This window comes from Nocardiopsis sp. NPDC058789 (assembly GCF_042745575.1).
Lineage (GTDB): Bacteria > Actinomycetota > Actinomycetes > Streptosporangiales > Streptosporangiaceae > Nocardiopsis > Nocardiopsis eucommiae.
The window spans coordinates 243,955-260,693 of sequence record NZ_JBHYOW010000006.1 but is presented as its reverse complement, the minus strand read 5'-3'; the positions used below and the strand labels follow the sequence as shown (position 1 = coordinate 260,693).

The 16,739-nt window shown below is 70.2% G+C and carries 14 protein-coding genes; all 14 read left to right on the top strand.

Annotation, left to right across the window (positions count from 1 at the left end):
* Window positions 1-62 precede the first annotated feature (62 nt).
* The 14 genes from ACFW3L_RS10875 (at window position 63) to ACFW3L_RS10810 (ending at window position 16,665) form a co-directional block, all read left to right on the top strand.
* Window positions 63-554: a PH domain-containing protein gene (locus ACFW3L_RS10875; protein WP_378738760.1), complete on the top strand. Its 492-nt coding sequence runs from the start codon at window positions 63-65 to the stop codon at window positions 552-554.
* Window positions 555-638: 84 nt separating this feature from the next.
* A complete protein-coding gene (locus ACFW3L_RS10870) occupies window positions 639-2,048 on the top strand; it encodes a PH domain-containing protein (protein WP_378738758.1) in 1,410 nt (469 codons plus the stop codon).
* Window positions 2,049-2,286: 238 nt separating this feature from the next.
* Window positions 2,287-2,526 carry a chaplin family protein gene (locus tag ACFW3L_RS10865; RefSeq protein WP_352388334.1) on the top strand — a complete coding sequence of 80 codons (240 nt, stop codon included), beginning with the start codon at window positions 2,287-2,289 and terminating at the stop codon, window positions 2,524-2,526.
* 444 nt (window positions 2,527-2,970) lie between these two features.
* Window positions 2,971-3,207, top strand: coding sequence for a hypothetical protein (locus ACFW3L_RS10860; RefSeq protein WP_378738756.1), 237 nt, complete (start codon window positions 2,971-2,973; stop codon window positions 3,205-3,207).
* A gap of 164 nt (window positions 3,208-3,371) precedes the next feature.
* Window positions 3,372-4,256, top strand: coding sequence for a Rossmann-like and DUF2520 domain-containing protein (locus tag ACFW3L_RS10855; protein WP_378738754.1), 885 nt, complete (start codon window positions 3,372-3,374; stop codon window positions 4,254-4,256).
* Window positions 4,257-4,431: 175 nt separating this feature from the next.
* Window positions 4,432-5,313 carry a pantoate--beta-alanine ligase gene (gene panC / locus ACFW3L_RS10850; protein ID WP_378738752.1) on the top strand — a complete coding sequence of 294 codons (882 nt, stop codon included), beginning with the start codon at window positions 4,432-4,434 and terminating at the stop codon, window positions 5,311-5,313.
* Window positions 5,314-5,356: 43 nt separating this feature from the next.
* Window positions 5,357-7,948, top strand: a complete 2,592-nt coding sequence (locus ACFW3L_RS10845) for an L-aspartate oxidase (RefSeq protein ID WP_378738750.1) — start codon at window positions 5,357-5,359, stop codon at window positions 7,946-7,948.
* A gap of 61 nt (window positions 7,949-8,009) precedes the next feature.
* Window positions 8,010-8,792: a type III pantothenate kinase gene (locus ACFW3L_RS10840; protein WP_378738748.1), complete on the top strand. Its 783-nt coding sequence runs from the start codon at window positions 8,010-8,012 to the stop codon at window positions 8,790-8,792.
* Between the two features lie 97 nt (window positions 8,793-8,889).
* Entirely contained in the window at window positions 8,890-10,389 is a 1,500-nt protein-coding gene (gene lysX / locus ACFW3L_RS10835; RefSeq protein ID WP_378738745.1) for a bifunctional lysylphosphatidylglycerol synthetase/lysine--tRNA ligase LysX, read from the top strand.
* 664 nt (window positions 10,390-11,053) lie between these two features.
* On the top strand, window positions 11,054-11,377 hold the full coding sequence (locus ACFW3L_RS10830) for a LuxR C-terminal-related transcriptional regulator (protein ID WP_378738742.1): 324 nt from the start codon (window positions 11,054-11,056) through the stop codon (window positions 11,375-11,377).
* Window positions 11,378-11,500: 123 nt separating this feature from the next.
* Entirely contained in the window at window positions 11,501-12,082 is a 582-nt protein-coding gene (locus tag ACFW3L_RS10825) for an amino-acid N-acetyltransferase (RefSeq protein ID WP_378738740.1), read from the top strand.
* 449 nt (window positions 12,083-12,531) lie between these two features.
* Window positions 12,532-12,813 (top strand): hypothetical protein, encoded by a 282-nt coding sequence (locus tag ACFW3L_RS10820; protein WP_378738738.1) that lies wholly within the window; start codon window positions 12,532-12,534, stop codon window positions 12,811-12,813.
* A gap of 217 nt (window positions 12,814-13,030) precedes the next feature.
* Window positions 13,031-13,369: an Lsr2 family protein gene (locus ACFW3L_RS10815; RefSeq protein WP_017542917.1), complete on the top strand. Its 339-nt coding sequence runs from the start codon at window positions 13,031-13,033 to the stop codon at window positions 13,367-13,369.
* A gap of 791 nt (window positions 13,370-14,160) precedes the next feature.
* A complete protein-coding gene (locus ACFW3L_RS10810; protein ID WP_378738736.1) occupies window positions 14,161-16,665 on the top strand; it encodes an ATP-dependent Clp protease ATP-binding subunit in 2,505 nt (834 codons plus the stop codon).
* Window positions 16,666-16,739: the final 74 nt, after the last annotated feature.

The window sequence follows — 16,739 nt, the reverse complement described above, 5'->3', positions numbered from 1 at the left end:
CCGTGGACACCAGTGAACCGACACCGCCGACGCCGGAGGGGGCCGCACCGCCCCCTCGCCCCGTGGACGACGCCTTCGCGGCGCCCGGGGGCAACGACTGGTCCCGGGTTCCGGTCGCGCTGGCCTGGTACCGCCGCCTGGTGACGGCCGCGGGCTGTCTGGCCGTAGGCGCGGTCGGGTCCCTGCTCCTGTTCCTGTGGCGTGGACCGTGGGCGGCCGTGGTCTGGGCGGCGCTGGTCCTGGTGGCCGCCGTCGTGCTGTGGCTGCTGGCCGGGCGCTTCCAGCGCTCCTGGGGCTACGTCGAGGGGTCCGCCGAGCTGTACCTCACCTACGGAGTGCTGGTCCGTCAGCTGGTGGTCGTCCCCTACGGCCGGATGCAGGTCGTGGACGTCACGACGGACCTGCTCGAACAGGCGCTGGGGATCGCGACCGTGCGGGTGCGCACCGCCGCGAGCACGGCGGACACACGGGTGGTGGGGCTTCCGCTGGCCGACGCAGTCCAGATGCGCGACCGCCTCGCGGCGCGCAGCGAGACCTTCTCCACGGGGTTGTAAGTGCACGGACGACCGCAGCCGGGCCCGTGGTCGCGGGGGCCGCACCGACCCGGACCGCCCCCGCCGCCCTCCTGGGGCCCGGCGGTGCTGCCGCCGCGCCCGGCCTGGGGTCCCCCGGCACCGCCCCGGCGGCGTGATCCGGCCGACGACGTCACCAGGGGGGTGTTCCGGTCACACTGGCTGATCATCCCGCTCCAGGTCATCGGGGTCACCCTGGTCTTCGTGGCGCTGGTCGGCCCGATCCTCAGCCAGTTCGGGCTCGCGTGGGTGTTCATGCTGACCGTGGCCGTGGTGTTCGGCTCCCTCGCCTACGCGCTGCCCGCGTGGTGGTACGGCTCCTTCGGACTGAGGGAGGACCATCTGGTGGTACACAGCGGGCTGCTCCTGCGCAGCTCGCGGGAGATCCCGCTGAGCCGCCTCCAGGCGGTGGACGTGGTGCGACCGCTGCTGATGCAGGTGTTCGGCCTCGCGGAGCTCAGGGTCGAGCTGGCCGGCGGTGACGGGAGCGCCATCCGGTTGCGCTGCCTGCCGTGGAAGGTGGCCGAGCGGATGCGCGTGGCGGTGCTGGCGCACGCCGCCGGACTCTCGGGCCGTGCCCCCGAGGCGCCCGAGTGGCCCTTCTACCGGCTCCCCTTCCTCCTGCTCCTGGGCGCGTTGACGTTCCGCGTGCCGGTGCTGCTCTCGTTCGTCCTGCTGCTCCTGCTGCTCACCGCGTTCGTGGTCTTCCTCGAACCCGGAGCGCTGGCCGGGGCCGTCCCGCTCGTCCTCGGGCTGCTGCGCTACTACTGGGGCCCGCTGGCGCGGTACACGGACTTCTACGCTTCGTCGTCCTCGGACGGGCTGAGGCTGCGTTACGGGATGTTCCAGCGGCGCATGCAGACGGTCCCGCCCGGCCGGGTGCAGGCCGTGCGCGTGGTGGAGCCGCTGCTGTGGCGGGCGCTCGGGGTGGCCCGGGTCGAGGCGACGGTGGCGGGCTACGCGGGCGCGCGCCAGGCAGACTCGACGGCACTGCTTCCGGTGGCGCCCCGGGGGAGGGCGTTCGCTCTGGTGAACGAGGTGTTCCCGGAGAGCGAGGCGGCGCTGGTGCCGTTGGTGGACAACCGTGTCCTGTTGCCGCAGGCGGTGGGGGTGGACGAGCGGTTGTTCGTGAGTGTGCGCGGGCTCCTGTGCCGGGTGACCGAGATCGTGCCGGTGGAGCGGATGCAGGCGCTGCGGCTCTCGGCCGGTCCGGTCGCGCAGCTGAGGGGCCGGGTCACCGTGGACGTGGACACGCCTCCGGGGCCGGTCACGGCGCGGGCCGCCGACCGCGAGGCGGGGGAGGGGCGCCGCTTCCTGGACGTCCTGGTGGAGAACGGAAGGCGCGCGAGAGTGCCCTCGGCGGGAACGGAACGGTGGGCCACCCGGGCGACCATGCACGGAGACTCGACCAACAGCGGGGACGAGGGTGAGAAATCGGCGGGTTCGGGCGGTGACACCCCCGGGGCGCCAGAGTGACGTGTGTCACATTCTGGGGCCGCAGAGGCTGTGGTTCGGGGTTGCATGTCCGACATGTCTTCTCACTCATGGTGATACTTCCAGGTCAGGACCGGAAAACTCTTTCGTGTTCTGGCCACGGAGCGCGACGGAGTATGGCTAAATAGTGGTGAACACGTTGAGTGTTCACTGTCATACACATCGTCAACGTTATCGACCGGTTGGCGCCCCCGCTCGCCGGTCTGACGGGAGAAAACACATGCTGAAGAAGGCTCTCGCCGCCACGGCCATCGCCGCTGCCGCTGGCAGCGTCCTGTTCGCCGGCACTCCTGCCATGGCCAACAGCAACGTCTTCACCTCCGGCAACGGCGGCATCCTGAGCGGCAACCAGCTCGTGGCGGATGTCGACGCGCCGATCAACGTCTGCGGCAACGCGATCTCCATCCTGGGCGTCTCCGGTGCCAACTGCACCGGCTCCGGCGCGGTCGTCAAGAACTAAGTGCCGGACTGACCTCCCGGCCCGTCCGGGCGGGGGTGTCCGGTCGGCGACGTCCCGACCGATCCGACCCGGCCCAGGGCCAGCGAGCTTTCCGCGCAGGGGCGCCACTCCGTGACGACGGAGTGGCGCCCTTTCGTGTGCCCGGAGTCCGCGCGGGGCCGTGGTGCGCGCCCGGAACCGGGGTTGGTGTCTGACTGCAACCCCGAACCCCCGTCACGCTGCGCGCACGCCGTGGAGGCCGAAGTCCCCTCCTTTGTCCCGATCGACGCCGGGACGTCCCGTCACCCAGTGTCAACGCCAGCCGATCCCCTGTGATCAATGCAGCTCAGGCCATGTTCACGAGAGCCGTGCGTCGATAACTTCTTTCTCGACGCCCCCGGGCGCCACCGAAGGGTCACTGCGAGTCCGGACGGCCCCCCGTCCGGACATTGAAGGAGACAAGAAGTGCTGAAGAAGACGCTCGCCACCGGTGCCGTGCTCCTCGCCTCCGCCGGAGTCCTCCTCTCCGCCGCCCCCGCCGCGGCGCACGGACCCTGGACCCCGCACCACTCCAACGCCAGCGGCAACATCTCCTACATCAAGGACCTGGAGGCCGAGAACGAGGGCTGCGGCAACTCCAACGCCGTCCTCGGCCAGTCCCTGGGCTCCTGCTTCAACTCCGGAGTCATCATCCAGAACTGATCCCGTGGGGCGGGTGCCCTCACCCGCCCCCTCTCCCCGCCGCTCCTCCGCCCCGTCCCCACCCCGGGGGCGGGGCGGCTGGTCAGCGGTCCCGGAGGGCTATCGTGTGCTCAGAGCACGGTGCGGATGAAGCGGACGCACCGGACCACGAGGGGACACGATTGATGGAGACGACCGAGGGGCGCCCCGCCCGCCTGCGCGTCGGCGTGATCGGGGCGGGCCGGGTCGGCTCCGTCCTGGGCGTCGCCCTGGCCCGGGCCGGGCACAGGGTCGTGGCCGCGTCGGCGGTCTCCGACGCCTCACGGACCCGCGTCGAGGAACGGCTGCCCGGCGCGCGCGTCCTCGAACCGGCCCGGGTGGCCGAGGCCAGCGACCTCGTCCTGCTCACCGTTCCCGACGACGCGCTCCCCGACCTCGTCGAGGGCCTGGCCGCGACCGGGACCGACCTGCGCGGCAAGATCCTCGTCCACGCGAGCGGCGCCCACGGCTACGGGATCCTCGCGCCCGCCACCGTCGTCGGCGCCCTCCCGCTCGCCCTGCACCCGGCCATGACCTTCACCGGTCGCGACGAGGACGTCGAACGGCTCGCCAACTGCGCCTTCGGCGTGACCGCGCCGGAACAGCTCCGGCCCATCGCGGAGGCCCTCGTGGTCGAGATGGGCGCCGAACCGGTGTGGATCGCGGAGGACAGGCGCACCCTCTACCACGCGGCCCTCGCGGGCGGGGCGAACCACCTGGTCACGCTGGTCGCTGACAGCGCCTCGCTGCTCTCCGCAGCCGGGGTGCCCGAACCCGCCCGGATGCTCGCCCCCATGCTCAGCGCGGCCCTGGACAACGCCCTGCGCCTGGGGATCCACGGCCTGAGCGGGCCGGTCCTGCGCGGCGACGCCGGGACCGTGGCCGGACACGTCGAGCAGCTGCGCGAGCACGCCCCCGAGAGCGTGGCCAGCTACGTCGAACTGGCCCGCCTCACCGCCGACCGCGCCATCAACGCCGGGATGCTCAAGCCCGAGGACGCCGCCCGACTGCTGGACGTCCTCCGGCGCTGACCGTCCCGGCGGCGGCCGTCAACCGGGCCCCGGATCCCGAGGCGCGGCCCTCCGGCCACGAGGGTTCCCCGCGCACATTGACGCGCCACCGCTTCCACGACGTCCACCGGCACACGCACGGACACCGGCACCGCCCCGGACCCGACGCGGCCCCGGCAGACCACGAAGGAGAACCATGACCGATCCCGTCCGGCGCGACCGCGCCACCGGTCCACTCGTCGTCCGTACCCCGGAGGAACTGCGCCGCGCCCTGACCGACGCGGGCCGGGTCGGATTGGTCCCCACCATGGGCGCCCTCCACGGGGGCCACCGCAGCCTCATGCGGCTGGCCCGCGAAAGCGCCGACACCGTCGTCGTCAGCATCTTCGTCAACCCGCTCCAGTTCGGCCCGAACGAGGACCTGGACCAGTACCCGCGTGACCTGCCCGGAGACACCCGGCTGTGCGCCGAGGAGGGTGTGGACGTGGTCTTCGCACCCGAGACCGCCACCATGTACCCGCGTCCGCAGATGGTCACCGTCGACGCCGGGACCATGGGGGAACGCCTGGAGGGCGCCTCCCGCCCCGGCCACTTCACCGGTGTCCTCACGGTGGTCACCAAGCTGTTCCAGCTGGTCCGCCCGGACCTGGCGGTCTTCGGGGCCAAGGACGCGCAGCAGATCGCCCTGGTCCGCCGCATGGTCGCGGACCTCGACCTCCCCGTGGAGATCGTCGGCGCCCCGACCCTCCGCGAGTCCGACGGCCTGGCCTCCTCCAGCCGCAACGTCTACCTCACCGAGCGGGACCGCGCCAGCGCCCTCCACCTCTCCCGCGCCCTCCGCGCGGGCGCCGACGCCGCGCCCGGGGGAGCCGACGCCGTCCGCGCGGCCGCCCGCGCCGTGCTGGACGAGGCGGCCCGGGCCGCCCCGCCGGTCGAACTCGACTACCTCGCCCTGGTCGACCCGGCGACCTTCGCTGACGCCGCCGACGACCACCGGGGCGACGCCGTCCTGGCCGTCGCCGCCTGGGTGGGCCGGACCCGGCTCATCGACAACGTGACGGTGGGCCTCCCGTCGTGACCGTCCCGCCGCACTGCTCCACCGCCCCAGGAGAGACCCCCAGATGACACCTGCCAGACAGACCCGTGTCGAGGCCCCCGAACCGGGGTGGACCGTCCACGCCGACGTCGCCGTGGTGGGCTCGGGCATCGCCGGTCTGAGCACCGCGCTGCGCTACGTCCGCCGAACCGACACGGGCCGGGTCGTCCTGGTCACCAAGGACCGGCTCTCCACCGGATCCACGGCCTACGCCCAGGGCGGCATCGCGGCGGCGATGGCCCCCGAGGACGGTCCGGTCGCCCACATGGTCGACACCCTCCTGGCCGGTGCCGGGATGTGCGACCCCCAGGCGGTGCACGTCCTGGCCACCGAGGGGCCCGACGCGCTGCGCTGGCTCATCTCCCTCGGCGCCGAGTTCGACCGGGACGACGACGGGAGCCTCTCCCTGACCCGTGAGGGCGGGCACCGCGCCGACCGGGTGGCCCACGCGGGCGGCGACGCCACCGGAGCCGAGATCCAGCGCGCCCTGGTCCATGCGGTCCTGTCCGAGGAACGGATCGAGGTCGTAGAACACGCCGTGGCCCTCGACGCCCTGCGCGATCCGGAGAACGGAGCGGTGCTCGGCGCCACCCTGCACGTCATGGGTGAGGGGGAACGCGACGGCGTCGGCGCCGTCCTGGCGCCCGCGTTGGTACTGGCCACCGGGGGGATGGGCCAGGTCTTCGCGGCCACCACCAACCCGACCGTGTCCACGGGCGACGGCCTCGCGCTGGCCGCCCGTGCCGGGGCCCGCCTGCGCGACCTGGAGTTCATCCAGTTCCACCCGACCGTGCTCTGGCTCGGACCGGACGCGCGCGGACGCCAGCCCCTGGTCTCCGAGGCCCTGCGCGGCGAGGGCGCCTACCTCGTGGACGCCGAGGGCCACCGCATCATGGAGGGGGTGCACGAGCTCGGTGACCTGGCCCCCCGCGACGTCGTGGCCCGCACCATCGCCCGGACCATGGCCGAACAGGACACCGACCACGTCTACCTGGAGACCCGCCACTTCGGCCGGGCCACCTGGGAGCGCCGCTTCCCGACCATCCTGGCCTCCTGCCGCTCCCACGGGATCGACCCGCTCACCCAGGTCGTCCCGGTGGCCCCGGCCGCGCACTACGCCTCGGGCGGGGTCGAGGTCGACATCGACGGCCGCACCGGAGTCCCCGGCCTGTGGGCGGTGGGGGAGGTCGCCCGCACCGGCGTGCACGGGGCCAACCGTCTGGCCTCCAACTCCCTCCTGGAGGGCCTGGTCTACGCCGATCGGATCGCCACCCGTCTGGCCCGGGAGGAGAGGCGGAGCACGGAGTCCGCGCGGACCACCGGAGCGACCGCGCCGCTGGCCGACCCGTCCACCGTCGCCACGGTCCGTGCCCTGATGTCCCGCGACGCCGGTGTCCTGCGCACCGGCGAGGGCCTGGCCGCACTGGTCGACCGGCTCGACGCCCTGGCCGCCCCCACCTCGCGTGTCGCCCCCGGCGTCGCCGCGTGGGAGGCCACCAACCTGCTCACCGTGGCGCGCCTCGTGGCCGCCGCCGCGCTGCACCGCACCGAGAGCCGGGGCGCGCACCAGCGCGCCGACACACCCGAACCCCGACCCGAGCTGCGCGTGCGGCCCGTGGTCGTCCGACTGGAAGGGGACACGATCGTGACCACCGACGAGATCCGGGAGCCCGAGCTGCCACCCGCCCTCGTGAGCGAGCTCGACGCCATCGCGTTCCCCCTGGCCCAGCCCGACCCCTCACCGGAGGCGCGCGCGGAGTTCACCCTCCCGTGGACCGCCCCGCACCAGTCCCACGTGGACACCGTCCGCCGCGCCCTGGCGGAGGACCTCACCGCCGGTCCCCGGATCGACGTCACCACCGTGGCGACCATCCCCGCCGACCAGGTCCGCACCGCCCACGTGGTGGCGCGAGCCCACGGCACGGTGAGCGGGCTCCCCCTTGCGGAGCTCGTCTTCTGGATGGTGGCCGAGGGCGCGGTGGACGTCACGCGGGTGGCGCGGGACGGCGACTCCGTCAAACGCGGCGACGTGCTCATGACCGTCACCGCCCGCACCCGCGACCTGCTCACCGCCGAGCGCACCGCGCTGAACCTGCTCACCCACATGTCCGGCGTCGCCACCGCCACCCGCACCTGGGTCGACGCCGTGGCCGGTACCGGGGCGCGGATCCGGGACAGTAGGAAGACCACGCCGGGGCTGCGCGCCCTCGACAAGTACGCGGTCCGCTGCGGCGGCGGGGTCAACCACCGCTACTGCCTCAGTGACGCCGGGCTGGTCAAGGACAACCACGTGGTCGCCGCCGGGGGAGTGGCCGAGGCGGTCCGCGCGATCCGCGCGCGCTTCCCGGACCTGCCCCTGGAGGTCGAGGTGGACCGGATCGACCAGATCGAGGACGCCCTGACCGCCGGGGCCGAGGAGATCCTGCTGGACAACTTCCCCGTGGAGCGGCTCACCGAGGCCGTGGCCCTCGTGGACGGTCGCGCCCGCCTGGAGTCCAGTGGCGGACTCACCCTGGACGTGGCCGCCGACGTCGCCCGCACCGGGGTCGACTACCTGGCGGTCGGGGCGCTCACCCACTCCAGCCCGGCTCTGGATATCGCGCTCGACCTGTTGTGAGGGGCCCTCTTGGTGGAGGATTCCTTGGGTACACACCAATTCGACCAGTGAGGCCCCCAGAATGCTGCTCTCGATCGACGTCGGCAACTCCGAGACGGTCTTCGGTCTCTTCGACTCCGACGACCTTCTCGAACACTGGAGAGTGGGAACCGACACCAGACGCACCGCCGACGAATGGGCGGTGGTCCTGCGCGGGCTCATCGACGGCAGCTCCCTGAACGACCCGAGCGAGGTCGACGGCATCGCCATGTGCTGCTCGGTCCCCTCCGTCCAGCACGAGATGCGGGACATGTTCCGCCGCCACTTCGGGGACCTGCCCGCGGTGATCGTCGAACCGGGGGTGAAGACGGGCGTGCCGATCCGGATGGACAACCCCAAGGAGGTGGGCAGCGACCGGATCATCAACGCGCTGGCCGCCAGCCACCTCTACGGGGGGCCCAGCGTGGTGGTGGACTTCGGGACCGCGACCACCTTCGACGCCGTCAGCTCCAAGGGCGAGTACGTGGGCGGTGCCATCGCCCCGGGCATCGACATCTCGGTGGACGCCCTGTCCCGGCGGGGGGCCCAACTGCACATGGTCGAGATCGTCAGGCCGCGCTCGGCCATCGCCAAGAACACCACGGAGGCGCTGCGCTCGGGGATCGTTTTCGGCTTCGCCGGGCAGGTCGACGGCATCGTGGACCGCATGGTCGCGGAACTGACCGACAACCCGGACGACGTGACGGTGGTCGCCACAGGAGGCCTGGCGGGCACGGTGGTCAGCGAGTGCGAGACCGTCGACGTCCACGAGCCCTGGCTCACCCTCACCGGGCTGCGCCTGGTCTTCGAACGCAACGCGGGCTGATCCCCCGGGTGGGCGGCCCCCGCGCCCACCCGCCGCCGGTACCGCGGCCCCCTCGCGCGGTGCACCCGGGGGCGCCGACGCCGGTAGGATCGGGCCCGTGAATGACACGCACGACGACTATGACGACCTGCCCGAACAGATGCGGGTCCGGCGGCAGAAGCTGGACCGTCTCCGGGAGGAGGGCACCGACCCCTTCCCCGTGAACTACCCGCGGACGACGTCGATCGGTCCCGTGCGTGAGAAACACCAGGGCCTGGAGCCCGACACCCACACCGGGGCGCGGGTCGCCATCGCCGGTCGCGTGATGCTCTACCGCTCCGGCGGCAAGCTGTGCTTCGCGACCCTGCGCGACGAGACCGGGGACGTGCAGATCATGCTGTCCCTGGACCAGGTCGGCAAGGAGGGCCTGGACGCCTGGAAGGCCGACGTGGACCTCGGTGACCACGTGGGTGTGGAGGGCGAGGTCATCACCTCCCGCCGTGGCGAGCTCTCCATCATGGTGAGCGACTGGACGCTGACGGCCAAGTGCCTGCGCCCGCTCCCGGAGAAGCACAAGGGTCTGACCGACCCCGAGGCCCGGGTGCGGCAGCGCTACGTGGACCTCATCGTCAACCCCGAGTCGCAGCAGATGGTGCGCAGCCGCTCGGCCGCCATCCGGGCGATCCGCGAGGGGCTGAGCTCCCGCGACTACATCGAGGTCGAGACCCCGATGCTGATGCGCGTGCACGGTGGCGCCACCGCGCGCCCGTTCGTCACGCACATCAACGCCTACGACATGGACCTGTACCTGCGCATCGCCCCCGAGCTGTCGCTGAAGCGGCTGGTCGTGGGCGGCCTGGAGAAGGTCTTCGAGGTGAACCGGAACTTCCGGAACGAGGGCGCGGACTCCACGCACAACCCCGAGTTCACGATGCTGGAGTTCTACCAGGCCTACGCCGACTACGACGACGTGGCGGAGGTGACCCGAGAGCTCATCCAGGAGGCGGCCCGCGCGGTCTTCGGCTCCACCACGATCGAGCGTGACGGCGAGACCTTCGACCTGGGCGGGGAGTGGCCGCGCGTCACGCTGTACGGCTCGGTCTCCGAGGCCCTGGGGGCCGAGGTCACGCCGAGGACACCGGTGGAGGAGGTCCGTCGCCTGGCCGAGGCCAAGGGCGTCGAGTTCAGCCACGAGTGGGGGCCGGGCAAGCTGGTGGAGCACGTCTTCGAGGAGCTGGTGGAGCACACGCTGATCCAGCCCACGTTCGTGTGCGACTTCCCGCTGGAGACCAGCCCGCTCACCCGTCAGCACCGCGAGGACCCGCTGCTCACCGAGAAGTGGGACCTGATCGGGTTCGGAATGGAGCTCGGCACGGGCTTCTCCGAACTGGTCGACCCGGTCGAGCAGCGCCGTCGCCTCACGGAGCAGTCGCTGATGGCCGCCGACGGCGACCCCGAGGCGATGCAGCTGGACGAGGACTTCCTGCGCGCCCTGGAGTACGGCATGCCGCCCACCGGAGGTGTGGGGATCGGTATCGACCGCCTGCTCATGGCCTTCACCGGCAGGAACATCCGGGAGACGGTGCTCTTCCCGATCGTGAAGCCCTCCGGGGACTGACGGCCGGGCCTCGTCGGGGCCGGACCGGAGCGGACTCTCTCGGGGCCGTCGCACCTCAGGTGCGGCGGCCCCGAGTCGTGGGCCCCGAGCCGGAGTGTGGCCGAGACCACGGGACCCGTCTCACCCGTGGGCCAGAAGGGGCGAACCCCCCGGCAGGGCGGGATGTCCCGGAGGGAAGAACCCGGTTTTTCCCTTGAAAGTTGAGTAATCGGAGCTCCGACAATGGCGGAGATTGTTTGCGCAGGTCAGTATGGGAAGGGCAATTCCCGACCCCTGATCATGTGACCCAGGGATTCCACGTCGTCACGCATGGTGATTTATCGGGCCTTGACGGTATCATCCGCTCCGCCTAGCGTGCTGAGGGCGGACTTCGGTCCGCGTGTTTGCCGAAGTGATCGAGAACAACGGTGAGCCGGGGCACGGGTCGAGACGCGATCCGTGGAACCCGCCGCACACGTACCCACGATGTGGTCTGTCCGTCCCAGACCCCAGCGTTCGGGGTCCGTGTGTCTCGTGCTCCCCTCCTACTCCCGCCCCTGTGCCAGAGGGGCTCCGGGAGCGGTCGGGGTGGTTCGGGGCTCACCCGCGCCGACAGCCAGTCGACGCGCTTGACTCCTCGGTGACGAGTTGATGTTCCGCACTCACATGGATGAGGGAGGACGGAGTGGAACAGGCCACACTCGTACGACGTACCGTTGAGGACCAGAACCCCCTCGCGCCGCGGGAGCACAGGGAGAACGTGGTTCCCCTGCAGGCCCGCTCGCGGGAGAACACGCTCAACGGCCCCTACGCGCCGGTCGAGCTGAGTCACGAGGAGCTCGAACTGCTCGCCGAGATCGCCACCGGTGTCACCACCGAGGTGGCCGCCCGGCACCTCGAACTCAGCGCCCGGACCCTGCGACGTCGCATCCGCAACATCTGCGACGTGCTGGGCGTGAACACACCCATCGAGGCGGTCGTGTGGGCCGCGAGGCGTCAGCTCATCTGATCTGACGCCACCCGGCGGACGCCGGGAGACACCGCGGGCATACCGGTTCAGCAGACCGAGTCACCCCCCACCGCATGAGGAGCGTTTCGGTGGGAGGTCGCTTGGGCGTAGTCTGGTCCGGCTATGCCCGTTCGTCATGTCCGGGTCCGTCGCGCCAGGACGCGCGACGTCACCCACATCCGCCGCCTCGTCGACACCTACTCCGTCGACCGCCGCGTGCTCTCCAAGAGCACGGTCAACCTCTACGAGGACATCCAGGAGTTCTGGGTGGCCGAGGCGGAGAGTGTTCCCGACCCGGCGACGGGCGAGGACGACGTGCCGGAGGGTGAACTCCGGGTGGTCGGCTGCGGGGCCCTCCACGTCCTCTGGGAGGACCTGGCGGAGGTGCGCACCGTCGCGGTGGACCCCTCCCTGCGCGGTTTCGGCGTCGGACACCGAATCGTGACCGAACTGCTGGACACGGCGCGTGAGTTGGGCGTGCGCCGTGTGTTCTGTCTGACATTCGAGACCGGTTTCTTCGCCAAACACGGCTTTGCCCCGATCCAGGGCACCCCGGTCCCGTTCCGTGTCTACGAGGAACTCCTGCGTTCCTATGACGAGGGCGTGGCGGAATTCCTTGACCTGGAGCGGGTCAAACCCAACACCCTGGGGAACACCCGGATGCTTGTGCACCTGGACGGCAGTCCGGCAAGGGTGTCCGGCTAAAGGTTTTGGGCCCCCGATAGGGCGGGCTTCCCCTTCGGAACGGTTCGCCGGATCCCCCGATGGACGTAGGTCCTTAACCGCACCGGGTGGTATGGGTGTGGAACAAGGCAGGTAATGTGTACCTGCGTCCGTCAGGATCGCCGGTTCCCCGGTTGAAGTGACGACGGGACGTTCGGCATCCCGGATTTGTGGGACACCGTCCGCGATCGCCCGTCGCCGTGGCCGAGGTCTTCCGCGTGACGGTGGAACAGACCACCGGACATTGGCCACCATCAGGCTTTGAAGGGCCATCTTCGGTACGTCCGGTGTCAAGTCGGGGGCAAACGATGTCTATGATGTCTGGTATGCGTTTGCCCGGCGGTGCCGGAGCGCCATCCCCCAGCGCGGACCCGACACTGAGTCGGGTATTTGCTGCAATAAGTAACAACCAGGAAGGGTAGGCCGCTTCGATGGGTGACTTTTTGTCATCGGTGCTCCCCCCTGGACTGATCGACGTATTGTCCGCGCTCATCCCGCCCGTGGTTGTCGCGACCGTGTTCTGTGCCTTCGTCATCAAGCTGCTGCGCAAGGAGATGGCGCCGCGCAGGATGGACGGGAGCCTGGTCAGCGACGAGGCGAAGGATGAGGAGGCCGCCGTCGACAACGGCGCGGCCGGGGTCGAGGAGACCCGGGCGACGAACGAGACGCCGATTGCCCAGGATGGGGAACGTACCGAATCCGAGGCTCGTTAGATACGGTGCCTGGCTGAACCGGTCCCCGGCGCGCCGAGCGCGTTGGGGGTCAGCGTGTGCGGGCCAACTCGCCAGCCCCGCGCTGCTCCGGCGACCCCGAATCCCGCCGATGCGGGTCCAGGTGATTTCTGGCACGCCGGGAATTGTCTTTCGCGTTCTCGCGAGATAGCTTTATATTCAGGTGTGGAGACACCGCTCTGCTGAAAGGTTTGATTCCATGGCACAGAAGGTCCAGGTTTTCCTGGTCGACGACCTCGACGGCGGCGAGGCCGAGGAGACGGTGACGTTCGGTCTCGATGGATCGACGTACGAAATCGACCTCAGCGCGGGTAATGCCGCCAAGCTCCGTGAGGCTCTTACTCCGTTCATTGAGGCCTCCCGCAAGGCTCCCGCGAAGCAGGCCCGCGGTACCGCTCGTCGCGGCACCCGGAATGCTCCCAGCCGTGAGCGCAGCGCCGAGATTCGCGCGTGGGCGAAGGCCGCCGGGAAGCCCGTCAATGAGCGCGGCCGCATCCCCGCTGCCATCGTCGCCGAATACGAGGCCGTCAAGGGTTAGGTTTGCCGCCGCCCAGGGCGGCGGAAATAGGGGTGGTCTGGTCGACATTTCGCCCCACGCTTCGGGGGGCCGAGCCCCGGACCCGTTCGTCGCGGAGCCTCGTTGGACAGGACCCGTGACACCGGGACGCGAGGCCTGAGCCCCCGACGGAGCTGCCCCCGGCCCGAGGCCGGGGAGGTGTCGGAACGGCGACCGCGGTCCCGTCGTCATCGACGGCGGAGGGCGCGCGGGCGGCAGACACGCGCGGGACCCCCGCCCACGAGGCGGCGCGGTTCGGCGGCGTGCGCGCGCGGCTCGGTTCCGCGCCACGGAGTGAGGAGCCCGCGAGCGCGAGGAGTTCGGCCCCGGCCCGCCGCCGGGGTGGGACGCACGCGGGTCGACCCAGGGTCACCGGGGTCACTCCGGGAGATGGTTCGGACCATTTCCGCTTGAAGAACAACACGGCTTCCGCTTGTTCGCTAAGAGCCGATAATCCGGCTTACGCACGTGCGGCCCGGGCACTCTCGTGATGGATGGGAGTCCCGGGCCGTTCGCCTTCGGCGTACAGGGAAATCTGACGCGCCAATTGGTAGTTGGATGTTGGGTGAACGCCCTATCGTCGGGGAAAGTCTCTGGCACGGACGGCTGCGGTCGGCCGTACGGAGACGTCCACCCTGTCGGCAGCAGCCGGAAGGGTGGGCGGGTGCGACAGTGCTCCCCGGGGCGGTTAATCCCTGTGGGGCCTATATGCGGAAGAGTCGGGTCGGTCATCGCCGTCCCTGCCTGACCGCTCTGTAGAGGAGCGACGAGACATGTTCGAGAGGTTTACCGACCGCGCGCGGCGAGTGGTGGTTCTGGCTCAGGAAGAAGCCAGGATGCTCAACCACAACTACATCGGTACGGAGCACATCCTGCTCGGCCTCATCCACGAGGGTGAGGGCGTCGCCGCCAAGGCTCTGGAAAGCCTTGGTATCAGCCTCGAAGCGGTTCGGCAGCAGGTCGAGGAGATCATCGGTCAGGGCCAGCAGGCGCCGTCGGGACACATTCCCTTCACCCCGCGCGCCAAGAAGGTCCTCGAGCTGTCGCTGCGCGAGGCGCTTCAGCTCGGCCACAACTACATCGGTACCGAGCACATACTGCTGGGCCTGATCCGCGAGGGCGAGGGCGTCGCCGCCCAGGTGCTCGTGAAGCTCGGCGCGGACCTCAACCGGGTCCGCCAGCAGGTCATCCAGCTGCTGCACGGGTACCAGGGCAAGGAGCCGCAGGCCACGGGCGCCTCCTCCGAGTCCACCCCCTCCACCTCGCTGGTGCTGGACCAGTTCGGTCGCAACCTGACGCAGGCCGCGCGCGAGTCCAAGCTCGACCCGGTCATCGGTCGGGACAAGGAGATCGAGCGGGTCATGCAGGTGCTCTCACGGCGCACCAAGAACAACCCGGTGCTCATCGGTGAGCCCGGTGTCGGCAAGACCGCCGTGGTCGAGGGCCTGGCCCAGAAGATCGTCAAGGGTGAGATCCCCGAGACGCTCAAGGACAAGCAGCTGTACACGCTGGACCTGGGCGCCCTGGTCGCGGGCAGCCGCTACCGAGGTGACTTCGAGGAGCGCCTCAAGAAGGTGCTGAAGGAGATCCGCACCCGCGGCGACATCATCCTCTTCATCGACGAGCTGCACACGCTGGTCGGAGCGGGCGCGGCGGAGGGTGCCATAGACGCCGCCTCCATCCTGAAGCCCATGCTGGCCCGGGGTGAGCTCCAGACCATCGGTGCGACCACGCTCGACGAGTACCGCAAGTACCTGGAGAAGGACGCCGCGCTGGAGCGCCGCTTCCAGCCGATCCAGGTGGACGAGCCGACGATCACGCACGCCATCGAGATCCTCAAGGGTCTGCGTGACCGCTACGAGGCCCACCACCGGGTCTCCATCACGGACAGCGCCCTCGTGGCCGCCGCGCAGCTGGCCGACCGCTACATCAGCGACCGCTTCCTGCCGGACAAGGCGATCGACCTCATCGACGAGGCCGGTTCGCGGATGCGCATCCGCCGGATGACCGCGCCGCCGGACCTGCGCGAGTTCGACGAGAAGATCGCCGGGGTGCGCCGCGACAAGGAGTCGGCCATCGACGAGCAGGACTTCGAGAAGGCCGCGTCCCTGCGCGACGACGAGAAGCAGCTGCTCAACAAGAAGGCGCAGCGGGAGAAGGAGTGGAAGGCCGGCGACATGGACGTCGTGGCCGAGGTCGACGAGGAGCTCATCGCCGAGGTCCTGGCCGCCTCCACCGGCATCCCGGTCTTCAAGCTGACCGAGGAGGAGAGCTCGCGCCTGCTGCGTATGGAGGACGAGCTGCACCGCCGGGTCATCGGCCAGGAGGACGCCATCAAGGCGCTCTCCCAGGCGATCCGCCGTACCCGCGCCGGTCTGAAGGACCCCAAGCGTCCCGGTGGTTCGTTCATCTTCGCCGGTCCGTCCGGTGTGGGTAAGACCGAGCTGTCCAAGACCCTGGCCGAGTTCCTGTTCGGGGACGAGGACTCGCTGATCCAGCTGGACATGTCCGAGTTCATGGAGAAGCACACGGTCTCGCGGCTGTTCGGTTCGCCCCCCGGCTACGTCGGGTACGAGGAGGGCGGCCAGCTCACCGAGAAGGTGCGCCGCAAGCCGTTCTCCGTGGTCCTGTTCGACGAGATCGAGAAGGCCCACAACGACATCTTCAACTCTCTGCTCCAGGTGCTGGAGGAGGGTCGTCTCACCGACGCCCAGGGTCGCAACGTCGACTTCAAGAACACGGTCATCATCATGACGACCAACCTGGGTACGCGGGACATCTCCAAGGGCCAGGCCATGGGCTTCGCCAAGGAGGACGACGCCAACACCAACTACGAGCGGATGAAGGCGAAGGTCAGCGAGGAGCTCAAGACCAACTTCCGGCCGGAGTTCCTCAACCGTGTGGACGACGTCATCGTCTTCCACCAGCTGACCGAGAAGGAGATCTTCCAGATCGTCGACCTGATGATCACGAGCCTGGACAACCGGCTCAAGGAGAAGGACATGGGCATCGAGCTCCGCCCCAAGGCGAAGCAGATCCTGTCCGAGCGCGGGTTCGACCCGGTCCTGGGCGCGCGGCCGCTGCGTCGCACGATCCAGCGGGAGATCGAGGACCAGCTCTCCGAGAAGATCCTCTTCGGCGACCTCAAGGCGGGTCAGATCGTCGTGATCGACGCCGAGGGCGAGGGCACGGACGCCAAGTTCACCTTCAAGGGTGTGCCGAAGCCCGACGCGGTGCCGGACACCCCCGAGGTGGAGTCCGCCGCCAAGGGCGAGTAGTGAGGCCCGCCGGTCCCGAACCGGCGGTGGTCTGAGGACGGGGGCGTCCCTTCGGGGGCGCCCCCGTCGTCGTC

Excerpts from the sequence above, each read along its gene's own strand:
- ACFW3L_RS10865 (WP_352388334.1), top strand. The coding sequence starts at position 2,287 with ATGCTGAAGAAGGCTCTCGCCGCCACGGCCATCGCCGCTGCCGCTGGC.
- ACFW3L_RS10855 (WP_378738754.1), top strand. The coding sequence starts at position 3,372 with ATGGAGACGACCGAGGGGCGCCCCGCCCGCCTGCGCGTCGGCGTGATC.
- panC (WP_378738752.1), top strand. The coding sequence starts at position 4,432 with ATGACCGATCCCGTCCGGCGCGACCGCGCCACCGGTCCACTCGTCGTC.
- ACFW3L_RS10845 (WP_378738750.1), top strand. The coding sequence starts at position 5,357 with ATGACACCTGCCAGACAGACCCGTGTCGAGGCCCCCGAACCGGGGTGG.
- ACFW3L_RS10840 (WP_378738748.1), top strand. The coding sequence starts at position 8,010 with ATGCTGCTCTCGATCGACGTCGGCAACTCCGAGACGGTCTTCGGTCTC.
- ACFW3L_RS10825 (WP_378738740.1), top strand. The coding sequence starts at position 11,501 with ATGCCCGTTCGTCATGTCCGGGTCCGTCGCGCCAGGACGCGCGACGTC.
- ACFW3L_RS10820 (WP_378738738.1), top strand. The coding sequence starts at position 12,532 with ATGGGTGACTTTTTGTCATCGGTGCTCCCCCCTGGACTGATCGACGTA.
- ACFW3L_RS10815 (WP_017542917.1), top strand. The coding sequence starts at position 13,031 with ATGGCACAGAAGGTCCAGGTTTTCCTGGTCGACGACCTCGACGGCGGC.
- ACFW3L_RS10810 (WP_378738736.1), top strand. The coding sequence starts at position 14,161 with ATGTTCGAGAGGTTTACCGACCGCGCGCGGCGAGTGGTGGTTCTGGCT.